Annotated in this window: 11 protein-coding genes; 7 read left to right on the top strand and 4 right to left on the bottom strand. The window is 34.6% G+C overall.

Translation table 11 applies throughout. The features are described 5' to 3' along the window. The first annotated feature begins 237 nt into the window (after positions 1–237). A complete protein-coding gene (locus AVL50_RS31360; RefSeq protein WP_062621809.1) occupies positions 238–987 on the top strand; it encodes a metallophosphoesterase in 750 nt (249 codons plus the stop codon). 159 nt (positions 988–1,146) lie between these two features. On the opposite strand, the gene AVL50_RS31355 is transcribed toward AVL50_RS31360, so the two are convergent. Beyond that, positions 1,147–1,998, bottom strand: coding sequence for an AraC family transcriptional regulator (locus AVL50_RS31355; protein ID WP_062621807.1), 852 nt, complete (start codon positions 1,996–1,998; stop codon positions 1,147–1,149). A 216-nt stretch (positions 1,999–2,214) separates the two neighbouring features. On the opposite strand from AVL50_RS31355, the gene AVL50_RS31350 reads away from it, so the two are divergent. The 3 genes from AVL50_RS31350 to AVL50_RS31340 all read left to right on the top strand — a co-directional run bounded on the left by AVL50_RS31350 (position 2,215) and on the right by AVL50_RS31340 (position 6,602). Further along, complete coding sequence (locus AVL50_RS31350) at positions 2,215–3,531, top strand: alpha-amylase family glycosyl hydrolase (RefSeq protein ID WP_062621814.1); 1,317 nt, start codon at positions 2,215–2,217, stop codon at positions 3,529–3,531. 296 nt (positions 3,532–3,827) lie between these two features. Continuing rightward, positions 3,828–5,243 (top strand): alkaline phosphatase, encoded by a 1,416-nt coding sequence (locus tag AVL50_RS31345; protein WP_062621805.1) that lies wholly within the window; start codon positions 3,828–3,830, stop codon positions 5,241–5,243. 585 nt (positions 5,244–5,828) lie between these two features. Then, positions 5,829–6,602 carry a hypothetical protein gene (locus AVL50_RS31340; RefSeq protein WP_062621803.1) on the top strand — a complete coding sequence of 258 codons (774 nt, stop codon included), beginning with the start codon at positions 5,829–5,831 and terminating at the stop codon, positions 6,600–6,602. A 129-nt stretch (positions 6,603–6,731) separates the two neighbouring features. On the opposite strand, the gene AVL50_RS33225 is transcribed toward AVL50_RS31340, so the two are convergent. After that, a complete protein-coding gene (locus AVL50_RS33225) occupies positions 6,732–6,944 on the bottom strand; it encodes a hypothetical protein (protein ID WP_253764344.1) in 213 nt (70 codons plus the stop codon). 204 nt (positions 6,945–7,148) lie between these two features. Between AVL50_RS33225 and AVL50_RS31335 the strand changes: the two genes are divergently transcribed. The 3 genes from AVL50_RS31335 to AVL50_RS31325 all read left to right on the top strand — a co-directional run bounded on the left by AVL50_RS31335 (position 7,149) and on the right by AVL50_RS31325 (position 10,699). Continuing rightward, on the top strand, positions 7,149–8,570 hold the full coding sequence (locus AVL50_RS31335; RefSeq protein WP_062621801.1) for an aminotransferase class V-fold PLP-dependent enzyme: 1,422 nt from the start codon (positions 7,149–7,151) through the stop codon (positions 8,568–8,570). Continuing rightward, positions 8,539–9,402 (top strand): methylated-DNA--[protein]-cysteine S-methyltransferase, encoded by an 864-nt coding sequence (locus tag AVL50_RS31330; RefSeq protein WP_253764343.1) that lies wholly within the window; start codon positions 8,539–8,541, stop codon positions 9,400–9,402. Before AVL50_RS31335 ends, AVL50_RS31330 begins: the two co-directional genes overlap by 32 nt. A gap of 562 nt (positions 9,403–9,964) precedes the next feature. Continuing rightward, a complete protein-coding gene (locus AVL50_RS31325; protein WP_062621798.1) occupies positions 9,965–10,699 on the top strand; it encodes a hypothetical protein in 735 nt (244 codons plus the stop codon). Between the two features lie 267 nt (positions 10,700–10,966). On the opposite strand, the gene AVL50_RS31320 is transcribed toward AVL50_RS31325, so the two are convergent. Both AVL50_RS31320 and asd read right to left on the bottom strand, forming a co-directional pair. Then, positions 10,967–11,404, bottom strand: a complete 438-nt coding sequence (locus AVL50_RS31320) for a MarR family winged helix-turn-helix transcriptional regulator (protein ID WP_062621795.1) — start codon at positions 11,402–11,404, stop codon at positions 10,967–10,969. A gap of 319 nt (positions 11,405–11,723) precedes the next feature. Continuing rightward, positions 11,724–12,623, bottom strand: coding sequence for an archaetidylserine decarboxylase (gene asd, locus AVL50_RS31315; RefSeq protein ID WP_216639114.1), 900 nt, complete (start codon positions 12,621–12,623; stop codon positions 11,724–11,726). Between the last annotated feature and the right edge of the window lie 869 nt (positions 12,624–13,492).

Raw genomic sequence — 13,492 nt, 5'->3', positions numbered from 1 at the left:
CCAGCGCAGCGTCCCTATCGTATCTTTGTCAAAAGCAAAGGTCTGATAGACTTAGAAAAGTATGCTCGCTTGAAAACACTTGCGAAAGCTCAATGAAGAATTCTATCGGTAAGCCGGGGAAAACTTCACGTACGGTTTGATGAAGGGGGTTCTGATAGTTTTCTCAAAATGATTACATTTATAATTATTTAAACAGAGAGAGCTATCAGGCTCTACTCTACTGGGTAATTTTTTTAAATGAAAATACAGGTAATTAGTGATTTACACCAAGAGTTCGGATTTAACGAATTCAATCATGACGAAGCAGACATTTTGGTACTTGCAGGAGATGTAAACACGGGGACAAAAGGCATTGAATGGATTAATAATGAAATTGAAAAAATACCTGTAATCTATGTATTAGGAAACCACGAATACTACAAAGGAAGTTACCCAAAGACTCTAAACAAGATAAAGGAAATTGGACAGAAGACAGACAATATCCAAGTGCTAGAAAATGACTCATTTGAGTATGAGAATATTACTTTTCATGGAGCAACGCTTTGGACGGACTTTCAGCTTTTTGGAAATCCTCGTACATATGGAATTATCTGTCAAGGAAAAATGAATGATTACCGCAAAATAAGAAAAGACCCATCCTACTCTAAGCTAAGGACGCTAGACACTTTCAATATCCATATGAAATCGATAAGATGGCTAGAAGAAAGCTTGAAAAATACAAAAACAGACAAAAATATAGTAGTGACACATCATGCTCCAAGCATTCAATCTGTGCCTGAAAAGTACAGACAAGATCCAGTAACGTCAGCTTATGCATCAAACTTGGAAGGCCTGATAGAGAAATATCAACCAGACTATTGGTTTCATGGACATATACATACGCCAGTAAAATATGAAATCGGAAAGACGAAAGTTGTTTGTAATCCACATGGCTACATAGACGAAAAGTATAATGGTTACAATCCAGAATTAATCATCGAACTGTAAAACTGAAAGAAATCCATAATCGAGTAGACTGCCCCGCCAATAAATGACGGGGAGAGCAATTTATATTAGTATTGATCTTAGTAAACACTTTAAAAACAATTATTTATACAACAAGAGAAAGTAATATCATATATTTTTTTATCACACTCAGTTACTGCATTATGGCTTTAAGAATTTATTTCTATATGCTGAAGGTGAGCATTTCATTACCCTTTTAAATTGATAATTGAAATTTGCGATATTAGGATACCCACATTCTTCTGCTATTAAAGCAATATTTTTTTCCGAAATTAATAATTCCTTGCTTGCTTTATTTATGCGAAATTCATTTAAGTAATTAAAAAATGTTTTTCGAGTAATTTTTTTGAAAAATTTACAAAATGAGGATTCGGTCATATTAATTACTCTAGCAATATCTTTCAGATTAATCTTATTCGAATAATTATTTGATACAAATGAATACACTGAATTAATTCTTAGTAAATTATTACTATCTGAATGTTCCTCATTAATAGACACGCCAATAATTCTATACTCCTCTGTTTCCAATAATAAATTAAACAATTCAATTAAAGCAGTTAAGCGCTTTTCACTAGGTAAATTATAGATTTTTAGCATTAAATGCTGTAGTGCTTCTAATCTTGCTCCTTTAAATTGTATCCCTCTTGTTGCCTTTTTACATAGCTTATAAAATGAATTCAATTCAGGTATCTCCTTTAGGTTTAATCCCATAAAATCCTCTTTGAAATGAATAACCAGAATATCGTAATTGATACTATTCTCATCAATCTGATAATAATGTGGTGTGTTTTTTCCTATCAACACTAAATCACCTGCGTCAAACTCTTCTAATACTCCTGAAATGAATCGCTTGCCTTTGGCATTAATTACATAAGCTATTTCAAGCTCTTCGTGGTAATGAAAAATACCTTGAGGACATGGATCTGTAAATTTTCTAATGGCAAATGATTGATTAGTATTTCGTTCTATTTTTTCAATAACAGGCTGCATTATTCTTCATTTTTAGCTAAAACTAGAAAAATTCATACACAAAAGACAATATTCAATAACAATTGACCAAAATATTGTTAACTATCACTACCTAATCCTCTTCATTTTTGTATTAAATAATTTTTTAAATAATAATAATTTGAGATGAAATCATTATTCTTTTTATTACCAGCAATGTTTGTCATTTTGATTAGTTGTACACAAAAAAATCAAAGTATGCAAAGTAAGGAAAACCCATACAGAAGCTCACCTTATGTGAAAATTAAACATCCAGAATGGACCAAAAATGCCACTATATATGAGGTAAACATTCGCCAATATACCAAAGAAGGAACCTTCAAATCATTTGAGGAACACCTTCCTAGATTAAAAAAAATGGGTGTCGACATTATTTGGCTAATGCCAATTCACCCTATTGGAGAGAAAAACAGAAAAGGAGAACGAGGAAGTTATTATTCAGTAAAAGATTACTATGGGGTTAATCCTGAGTTTGGTACAATGGAAGATTTTAAATCTTTGGTGGATAAAATTCATGACATGGGGATGTATGTCATCATAGACTGGGTTGCGAATCATTCTGCTTGGGACAATAAACTAACTGAAGAACACCCTGAATGGTATACCAAGGATCATAATGGTAATTTTAGACCAACACCTTGGTACGACTGGGAGGATATTATCGATTTTGATTATGAAAACGAGGGTATTCGAGAATATATGACCAATGCATTAAAATACTGGGTAAAAGAAACAAATATAGATGGCTATCGTTGTGATGTCGCTGGATTCATGCCTACAAATTTTTGGAATCAAGCACGAAAAGAACTTGATGAAATTAAACCCGTATTTATGTTGGCTGAATGGGAATCTAGAGATTTACACGAACATGCATTTGATATGACTTATTCGTGGAGTTTGTACGAAAAACTTCATGAAACAGCATTAGGGAAAAAAACGGTAAACCAAGGGCTGTATGAATATTTTGCACATCACGAAAATACATTTCCTAAAAATGCTTACCGAATGCTCTTCGTAGATAACCATGATAAAAACTCTTGGGATGGAACCATGTTTTCGCAATTTGGAAAAGGTTTAGACGCTTCTATTGTCTTGACTTGTGTAGCAGATGGTATGCCACTAGTTTATACAGGACAAGAGGCGGGAATGAATAAGCAGCTGAAATTCTTCGAAAAGGATATTGTAGATTGGAAACATAGCAAATACACTGATTTATACGAAAAACTTTTTGAATTAAAGCATAAAAACAAAGCACTGTGGAATGGAAAATATGGAGGTGAAATGATTGCTGTGGTTCATAACAAACCAAAATCCGTCCTTGCCTTTACACGTGAAGTAGAGGATGACAAAGTATTTGTTGTATTTAACTTTTCCGATCAAGAAGAAACCGTAAAATTAAGTGGGAATAACCAAAATGGAAATTATACAGAATACTTTAGTGGAAGAAAAGTAACATTCCAAGATGGAGAATCATTAACAATTCCTGCGTGGGGTTATCAAGTATATGTAAAGTAGTAGGATAAGTACTAAGTCAATAAAAATTCATCTAAAACAGGTAGGCTAAATCAATAATATTTAGCTCACCTGTTTTTTTATTATAATGAACTCCCCTTATAAAATACACATATTTTTTTACGTATCACATAATATATAATGTGATTATTCCAATATTAAAAAGAATACAAATCAACTCCTTTTCTAATTTAAACATACTTTGAAATGTTTAACAATTTATTGAAATGGCATTTTTAAGTCAGATATAAGCATTCCTTATATTTGATTATTATTTCATTATACAATTATCGCTCACAATGAATAGAAGAAAATTTTTCAAAAACGGCTCACTTTTCGCCCTAGGGGCATCAGTATTAAATCCTTTCAATGCAGGTGCAACACCTAGAGATTTTGATACTAATAAAAAGAACAATAAAGCTAAAAATATCATCATACTTGTCAGTGATGGAATGAGTACTGGAACCCTAAATATGGCAGACTTATACTTGTCTAGAAAAATGGGAACAGGTTCAAATTGGCTTCAATTGTATAGAGATAATAAAGCTACTCGTGGCCTTATGGATATGTCTTCTCTAAACTCTATTGTCACCGATTCAGCGGCTGCAAGTTCTTCTTGGGGAGGTGGATTTAGAATTAATAATGGAGGGCTTAATACTAGTCCAGCTGGGGAAAAACACTTACCTATTTGGCAAAAGTTTAAAAAAGCTGGTAAAATGGCGGGTTGTGTTACTACTGTTCCAATTACACATGCTACTCCTGCAGGATTTTGTGTAAATAGTAAAACACGTAAAGATCAAGCAGGAATTGCAGAGAAGTATCTAAACCTAAACTTTGATATTATGATGGGAGGCGGAAATGAGTATTTCTCTCCTGACAAACGAGAGGATAAGGTTGATATGTATCAAAAGTTTGCCAATAAAGGCTATGAGGTTGTAAAGACTAGAGAGCAGATGTTAGCCGCTAATACCAAAAAACCAATTTTAGGTGTGTTTTCTGATGGTGGTTTGCCTTACACTATAGATAGAAATAACGATAAAGAGTTAGCTAAAAACGTTCCTACACTTGCTGAAATGACTCAGAAAGCTATTGATAGAATGAAAAATAACCCTGAAGGGTTTGTATTGCAAGTAGAAGCTGGAAAAGTAGATTGGGCTGCCCATGGAAATGATATTGCGGGTTTAATTTATGACCAAACTGCTCATGACGAAGCTGTAAAAGTGGCAATTGATTTTGCTGATTCCAATGATGAAACTTTAGTGATCATTACTACTGACCATGGCAACTCTAATCCAGGAACAATTTCAGGTAGTAACGCTAATAAGAACTTTGATAGCATTCAAAACTACAAACATTCAAACGATTGGATATTAAATGGTATTAGCAGAGAGTCCACAATCCCTCAGATCAAAGAACGTATTGAATATGCTAATAATTTTGAGGTAACAGATAAAGAAGCAATCGCTATTTTAAAAAGTTATGCGATTATAAAAACGGAAGATGGTTTGTATAATCCTCGAAATTTACCTTTTAAATTGGTGGCTGAAATACAAAAACAACATAACTCAGTAAGTTGGATTAGTCAGCATCACTCTTCAGATTATGTAGAGATAGCAATGTATGGTCCGGGTAGTGATTTGTTAAAGCCTTTTATTAAAAATACAGATTTACATTATTTAATGTTAGAAGCTGCTGAAGTAGAAAATAAGTTTTAAAATAAATCTATGTAAGCTCTACGTTTTTAGAAGACTAATTATAAATTAAGAATCTGCTAAATACAATCGAGTAGAGCACCGCTAAGCAATTAGCCTAGCGATGCTCTACCATCTCACACCACTGTTCGTACTCCGAACTATGCTCCCTCGTTTCGAATCTTTTCTCATCAAAAGCACGGAGGTTGATTACTTATAGATATCAAGCATAAAAATATATCCTCTTTTCTTGAGTCATTCTAGAGTAATGGTTGTTATAAGAATAGGACTTTGAGCAACAGCCCACCCGCCTTTCCTCGTTCTGCTCCAAGCATAAGCCTGGTCATAAGATATTCCTAAACGCATTAAGTTTTTGCGTTTTCGTTAGGACTTCGTAATGATGTGCTTAGTCATCCTACTGCTTATGCCTCTTATGCCTCGCTTCTTAATCGTACTCCGCCCATAAGGGACTTGCACCTTCTAGAAGATTGAACTATATTTAGATGAATATAGATCGTGCCCATCTTGGGCACACATATTAGCTACACTCCATCCATCGGGTGACGCACCCTCTGGTCGTAGTTTAGCCATCACGTTAGCCTTAATAGAATGGAAATTCCTGAAAAATCAATATTACATCTATACAACGGAACTCCCTCGAAAGAACATTTGGAGAGAATAGGATGTGACGAAAATGATATAAATGGATACAAAATTGAGGAAATTTTTTGGCTAAACACCCCAGGACCAATTTACACTACGCAAACGGACAATTGTGGAACTGGACAACCAGAAGCTCCAAATAATGTAGGAGGAGACGAAAGTTATTATGAGTTCATTTTCAAACAACCTCTTAACACTATAGAACTAAATGAAATAAAGAATGTCGCAAATGTTGACCCTTTTGGTGGTTACTATTTCGACGGAAATGATTATTGGACAAACGAACGAATTATAAATTGGTGGTCAAGGATTGATACAGTAATAGAGTATATGACACATAGATATGAAGAAGAACTCCAATTACCTTTAAATGCCCACAATACACTATATGATTTTGGAAAAGGACTAGAAGAAGCTCATTTTTTTGGACCAACAAATCCTGTACCTGAGAATTATAAATCAGCACTTGATTTTTACCGACATGGATTGAAAGAGTTTCTTGAATGGTATATGGAATATAATAATGGTTCTACGGTTGAGCTTGATACTTTAGTTCATGACTGGACTTATAAGGAAAAGTTAGATAAAAAATTGAGAGAATTTATACCTGTAAAAAGAGATTTGTTGAAAGAATACAATGAAAATCAAAAAGAATCAAAACAGATTAAAATTAAAAATAGACCAAACTTTTGGGAAAAATTAAAAAGTGTATTTAAATAAAAAACTAAGGGTTATCGAGTAGACTGCCCCGCCAATAAATGACGGGGAGAGCCTCTCACACCATCGTACGTACTCCAAGCTCTGCTCCCTCATTTCGAATCTCTTCTCATGAAGGTATACGGCAGTTGATTACTTTTCAGTCAACTTTTTGTAGATCTCGGATATAGAAATATATTCTCTTTTCTCAAGACGTTCTAAAGTAATGGTCGTAATTAGAATTGGACTTCGAGCAACAGCCCAACCTCCTTTCCTCGTTCTGCTCCAAGCGTAGGCCTGATCATAAGATACTCCTAAATATATGCTTTGCTTCTTAATGGTACTCGGCGCATAAGGGACTTGCACCCTCTAGAAGATTGAACTATATTTCGATGAATATAGATCGTGCCCATTTTGGGCACACACAGCTAAAACTCCAGGTCTAGGTCGACGCGACCTCGCTCGTAGTTTAGCCATTACAGTTGTAGGGCATTTGAAAAACCGCAAGAATCGGGTTTCAATACGTTTTGAGAATTGAGAATTTTGTCAAAACATTTAAAAGGAATTAATATGCAATTTGATTTTGACAATAAACAGAGAAAAGAAATACTCGAAACAGTATTTGAAAAGTTGGAGAACTATTATAGCTCAACAAAAGATTTTAAAACCAATCCTGATTTGAATATAAAAGAAATCAGAGAATCTATACTTACTAAAGAATTAGCTAATGGCATTAGCCCAAATAAAGCAATCGAGCATGTGATAAAAGGACTTGAAACCTTTTCAGTTCATACACCACATCCTAAGTATTTTGGGCTGTTCAATCCACGTTCTAATTATGCAGGAATTATCGCTGACTTAATCACAGCTACTTATAACCCTCAATTAGCAGCTTGGAGCCATGCCCCTTTTGCCGTTGAAGTAGAAGAGTTATTAATTAAAGAATTTGCAAATAAATTTGGATATGATGGAAATGCAGATGGTGTTTTTACAACAGGAGGAGCTGAAGCCAATCTTACAGCTATGCTCTGTGCATTGAACCATAAATACCCAAACTTTGCTAAAGATGGAGCATTTGGTTTGGACAAAAAGCCTGTTGTATTTTGTTCAGCAGAGGCTCACCACTCTATTCAAAAAGCAGCAAAAGTTGTTGGGATTGGGTACAGTCTTGTAGAATCAATACCAGTTACAGATGAATTAAAGCTGGACACAGAAATTTTACAGCAAAAACTAAATGAACTTGACTTATCAGTTTATTCGCCATTAATGGTTATTGGAACTGCTGGAACTACTGGCACAGGTACAGTTGACGAACTGAATCAACTCAGTTTCATTTGCAAAAAGAATAACATTTGGTTTCATGTTGATGCAGCTTATGGTGGTGGAGCAATTTTAAGTCAGGATTTGAAGCATCATTTAACAGGCATTGAAAAGTCTGATTCTATTACTTTTGATGCTCATAAATGGATGTCAGTTCCAATGGGAACAAGTATCTTTTTGACATCGAAAAATGACATTCTTGGTAAAACATTCAGAATTACAACAGAATATATGCCTAAAGAGGCTGATAAACTCACGATTACCGAACCCTTTACACATTCTATACAATGGTCGAGGCGATTCATTGGTTTAAAAGTATATCTTCCACTACTATTCTATGGTTGGCAAGGGTATGAGCAAATCATTAATCATCAGGCAGAGATGGGACAATATTTAAAAAATAAGTTATTAAAAAGTGATTGGCTTATAAAAAACTATACAGGTTTGCCGGTTGTGTGTTTTACAAAAGCAGATTTTGAAACACATTCTAATTTCACAAAAGAAATATTGGATAAGATTTTAGCAAAAGGTAAATCATGGCTGTCTGTTTACCCTATAAAAGGAATACCTACTTTTAGGGCTTGTATTACAAACTATAATACTACTGAAAAGGAAATCGATGAATTGGTTGATGAACTAAATGATGAAGTTACAGCCTATGTTGGACAATAAAACACATCAATATAATAAAATTGCAGAAGCTATTGCATTTATAGATGACAACCATAAAGTACAGCCATCTTTAGACACAATAGCTGAACATGTAAACTTAAGCCCTTTCCATTTTCAGCGTCTATTCAAGGAATGGGTAGGAATTAGTCCGAAAAAATATTTGAAATTTATCAGTTCAAGTTATGCAAAGAGTTTACTCAGGAAAAAAGAAGGCAACCTATTTGATACAGCTTTCGAAATGGGCTTATCTGGAACAGGAAGGCTTCACGACATGTTTGTAACGATTGAGGGTATGACTCCTGGAGAATATAAAAACGGTGGATCAAGCCTGATAATCAATTATAGTTTTGCAGAAACTCCTTTTGGCGAAATCATAGTAGCAGCCACCAACAAAGGAATCTGCCATATGGCATTTAGCGAGAACAATGTATTAGCATTCGAGGAATTACAAGGCATTTTCCCGAAGGCAACATTCAATCAAAAAGTAAATAAATTTCAACAAGACGCTTTATTTATTTTCCGTAACGACTGGACTAATCTTAGTGAAATAAAATTACATTTGAAAGGAACAAAATTCCAATTGAAAGTTTGGGAAGCATTGTTATCCATTCCTTATGGAAATCTCTCTACTTATGGAGAAATAGCAGAAACGATTCAGCATCCAAAAGCATCGAGAGCAGTGGGAACGGCAATAGGAAACAATCCGATAGCCTACCTGATTCCATGCCACAGAGTAATTCAAAAATCGGGAAATATTGGTGGCTATCATTGGAATCCGACAAGAAAGAAAGCTATAATAGGTTGGGAAGCTTCAATATTGGAAAATGAATAAAAACGCCCTACAATCGATTAAGCTAGGGGAATCTCACCTCTAACTTCTCACAGAACCGTACGTGAACCTCTCAATTTATACGACTCTTGTTATATAGAGTACTATGAGAAGCTGAAACCTAAAGACCAATTATAAAATAAGTTAGGGTATTCCCGATCTATTTCCCTCAGAAAGTGAGAGATTTTTTCCGTTTGACTTACTTCAGTGCATTCCTCACGAAAAACCACCTTGTCACGTACTAATGCTTTGGGATCGTACTCCGCACATAAGGGACTTGCACCCTCTAGAAGATTGAACTATATTTAGACTAATATAGATCATGCCCATTTTGGGCACACACAATGTATAAAAATAATAGCCGATATATATAGTAAATTTAAGGGTTGTAGCCCGCGCGTCAACTTTCTTGTAACTTGGTAGTATAGTGCCACGTAGTTGGCTACCATTCTTATACTCACCACTGGCAGCAATTAGAAGAATTCACTAAGTATACGTGATTCGTATATCAGTATGAATATATCGCTAATAGAGCATCTTAACTTTAACATAAATAAGAAAGACTATGGAAACCGATAGAATTTTTGTTACAATGAACGCGACCTTTAAAAATGAGGAGAAGTGCAGAGTAGCCATGGAAACAATAGTTAACGATGCACACGTGGCAGAGGGTGTTAATTCTCATTTTTGGTTCAGGAGCGAAAATGGTAAATCATTATTTGTGCTTGAACAATATGATAACAAAAAGGCACTTGTAGAAGCGATAAAGAGATTTACATCTGCGAGAATTTCCTTCTTTAAATCTATTAAAGTGACTGATGTTTCAGTTTATGGAAATGTATCCACTAGCATTAAATTGATGTTTGCCCCTCTTAGCCCACGATATAGCCAATACTATGGAGGATATTCAAAGATTGCCGCTAAAGATCAAGAACCTGGAATTAAAGAATTTGAAAGAAAGAGAATTATAGTTGCTACTAATGCTCACTTTAAAGGTGAAGAGAAGGCTAAACTGGCTATAGAAAAATTAGCACAGGATACATATAATGAATCTGGGACAAATTCTCATTTTTGGTCTAGAAGTAAAGATGGTAAGACTTTGTACCTATTCGAGCTATATGCAGATGAGAATGCACTGACAGAGCATGTTATGGCAAATATAAGTTCGAGGGATGCTTTTTTTGAATCAATGGAACTGGATGGTGTCACAGTTTACGCGAATGTATCTGATAAAACCAAACAGATGCTTGCCCCTATTAATCCTAATTACATGAATTACTATGGAGGTTATTCCAAGTAAAATATTTAAACCAGAAATCGGTTGACTTTATTATAAAAGCGTAAAGTCGAAAATCATATTGTAATGCCAATCGAATAGAATGCCCTGCCAATAAATGACGGATAGAGCCTCTCAAACCACCGTATGTACTCCGAGCTTCGCTCCCTCATTTCGAATCTCTTCTCATGAAGGTATACGGCAGTTGATTACCGTTCAGTCAACTTTTTGTAGATCTCGGAAATAGAAATAAAACAATCATAATAATTTGACGTTTTAAACTAATACAAGTTATAACTTCTTCAAAATTTGAAATAAAGCTTCAATATCCTTATCTGGTAAATCTAATTTGAAGACAGAAGCACTGACTTCATCACATTTTTTATGTAGCTTACGTCCTTCATCGGTAATTTGAATATACACAACACGTTGGTCAACCTTATTGCGATTTTTTATAATGTACCCCTTATCCATAAGTTTGTTTAAAGCCCTTGAAATATTTGGACTTTCCTCAAATTGGAGTTTTTTAATTTCGTTTACAGTCAAACCTTTTTCAGGACCAAGGTCAAGCACATGTATAATATTGGATTGCAAAGGAGACACCCCCAAAGGTGATAAAACTTTTATATACTTTGCTTGTATCTCCTGTGCTACACATGCTAGCAACCCAACGGTTTTTTGTTCGGTATTAGCATACTCATTATTAAGTACCAAGTCTTTATTTGCCATAGAAGCAAAATTACAATTTTATACTATAAAAACATTATAATGTGTATCCAATTGTAGATTCAAGTACCAATGAACATTTTCTTTTTCCAATTGAATTACACGACTCACCTCTAAAATTTACAATCGGATCAAAGTAAATTAAAAGTCATGCTAATTTTTTCTGCTGCTAATACAAAACCTATTATAGCTACCCGTCTATTCCTGCAACTACATTTTGCAAAAAATGAGGTAAGTTTAGCGTTAAAAATGAAAAGCATTTTCACATTCAGAACCCAACAACAGATGTGTTTAGCCAGAGACTGAATATATAGAAGGTGGCCTAAAAAGGCTGATTATCCATATGCTCAATACTTTCACCCATGCTAACTTTTGTCTCAATTCCCATTTGAGTATTTTTTAAAATATCTTTGGCAACAGACATCTTTCCTTTCTCAAAAAACAGCACAATGGTGGAACCTCCAAACTTGAAATACCCTTTCTCTTCACCCGCTTCAACAGCATTAGATGAAATGGAGGTCTGTACAATACTTCCTACCATAGTAGACCCCACCTCTATGATGCCAATATCACCAAACTCATTTGTTTTTAGATTGGTATAAGCACGTTTGTTTGAAGAAAATGTCTTTAAATGAGACTTCAATGCCAAGGGTGAAACTGAGAGATAATCACCTTTGATATTAACCGTTTCATCTACTTCGCCTTTGGCTGGGAAATGAAAGCGGTGGTAGTCATCAGGTGCTAATCGAATAATTGTCATATTTCCACCCTCATATTTTGATGCCAATGTTTTATCCTGGAAAAAGTCCTCTAGATTAAAAGTAATCCCTTTTACATGAAAGGAGAAGTTTGAATCAATATTCTCGAAAGCTAGAACCTTACCATCAGCAGGTGAAACAATTCCCTTTGAAACCTTACGTGCTCCGACTTTAAGTGCTCTATAGAAAAACTGATTAAATGACACATAACCACCCACTGGAACAATAAACTCGCTCATGTTTATTGAATATTTCTCGACAAAACCTTTAATAAGTTTTGAAGACCAAGACCGTTCCATCAGAAAGCCATAAAACCTCGAGACGAATTTCCTTTTCACCAGTGTATTCAGAGTGACAAGACCTAACGCCGAGTTATATAGAAGTGATAGCATTCCTCCACCTGGAGGATTCTCAATCACTACTTCTCCACTTTTTCTATCAATGTATGAAATTGTATTGTTCATCTCCATTTACTTTTATGAGTTAAGCTAAATAATCCCACTGTACCTGGGGTCAGAAGAATCCGTGAACCATATTTCCTTATTGGCTTACTGTTTTTAGCAGGGATTCTTATTTGTTCTATTTATATTCTATTTATGTGAGTGTTCCTTCTCTTTTTTACCAATTGCTTTACACACAAGCCAACATACATTGCCTCCTGTTGGGGCACAGAAACTGCACCACAATTTTGTTACAGGTAAATAAGGAGCTTTTAAGTCTACACATTTTGCTGGAAGTTTTGTTTTTGTACTCATATCGTTTGAATTATAAATTAAACATACATGGAATTAACATCCATGGATTATAATTACAAACATATAGTCCATGGAATATATTTCCAAGGATTTTATGATTATTTAAAAAAATACTAATCACTGAATATGTGTTGTATAAAAAAATAGAACAAGAACTGAATTCATTTAGTATAATTATCTACCATCACTTTTAAACACATTTGCAATTCTCACACGACCAAAAATTACAAAAGAGATTGTCTGCTATCCATCGTTTTTTTTTGATACTAATAACTATTTTTTATGAATAGCAGTGCCATGGTTTAAAGAATTATCCTAAATTTAGACTGAAGGTTAATGAAAAATGAATAATACCTGCAAGACTGCCCCGACACAGAATGACATTGAGAGCACCCTCACACCACCGTACGTACTCCGAGCTATGCTCCCTCATTTCGAATCTCTTCTCATGAAGGTATACGGCGGTTGATTACCGTTCGGTTAACTTTTTGTAGATGTCTGACATCGCAATATATCCTCTCTTTTCTAGACGTTCTAAAGTAATAGTTGAAATAAGAATTGGACTTTGAGCAAATGCC

This window comes from Flammeovirga sp. SJP92 (assembly GCF_001583495.1).
Lineage (GTDB): Bacteria > Bacteroidota > Bacteroidia > Cytophagales > Flammeovirgaceae > Flammeovirga.
Note: the sequence above shows the minus strand (reverse complement) of the source record. Positions and strands in the feature narration are given on the sequence as shown.

Coding starts and splice junctions, on each gene's coding strand:
- AVL50_RS31360 (WP_062621809.1), top strand. CDS start 238: ATGAAAATACAGGTAATTAGTGATTTACACCAAGAGTTCGGATTTAAC.
- AVL50_RS31355 (WP_062621807.1), bottom strand. CDS start 1,998: ATGCAGCCTGTTATTGAAAAAATAGAACGAAATACTAATCAATCATTT.
- AVL50_RS31350 (WP_062621814.1), top strand. CDS start 2,215: ATGCAAAGTAAGGAAAACCCATACAGAAGCTCACCTTATGTGAAAATT.
- AVL50_RS31345 (WP_062621805.1), top strand. CDS start 3,828: ATGAATAGAAGAAAATTTTTCAAAAACGGCTCACTTTTCGCCCTAGGG.
- AVL50_RS31340 (WP_062621803.1), top strand. CDS start 5,829: ATGGAAATTCCTGAAAAATCAATATTACATCTATACAACGGAACTCCC.
- AVL50_RS31335 (WP_062621801.1), top strand. CDS start 7,149: ATGCAATTTGATTTTGACAATAAACAGAGAAAAGAAATACTCGAAACA.
- AVL50_RS31330 (WP_253764343.1), top strand. CDS start 8,539: ATGATGAAGTTACAGCCTATGTTGGACAATAAAACACATCAATATAAT.
- AVL50_RS31325 (WP_062621798.1), top strand. CDS start 9,965: ATGGAAACCGATAGAATTTTTGTTACAATGAACGCGACCTTTAAAAAT.
- AVL50_RS31320 (WP_062621795.1), bottom strand. CDS start 11,404: ATGGCAAATAAAGACTTGGTACTTAATAATGAGTATGCTAATACCGAA.
- asd (WP_216639114.1), bottom strand. CDS start 12,623: ATGAACAATACAATTTCATACATTGATAGAAAAAGTGGAGAAGTAGTG.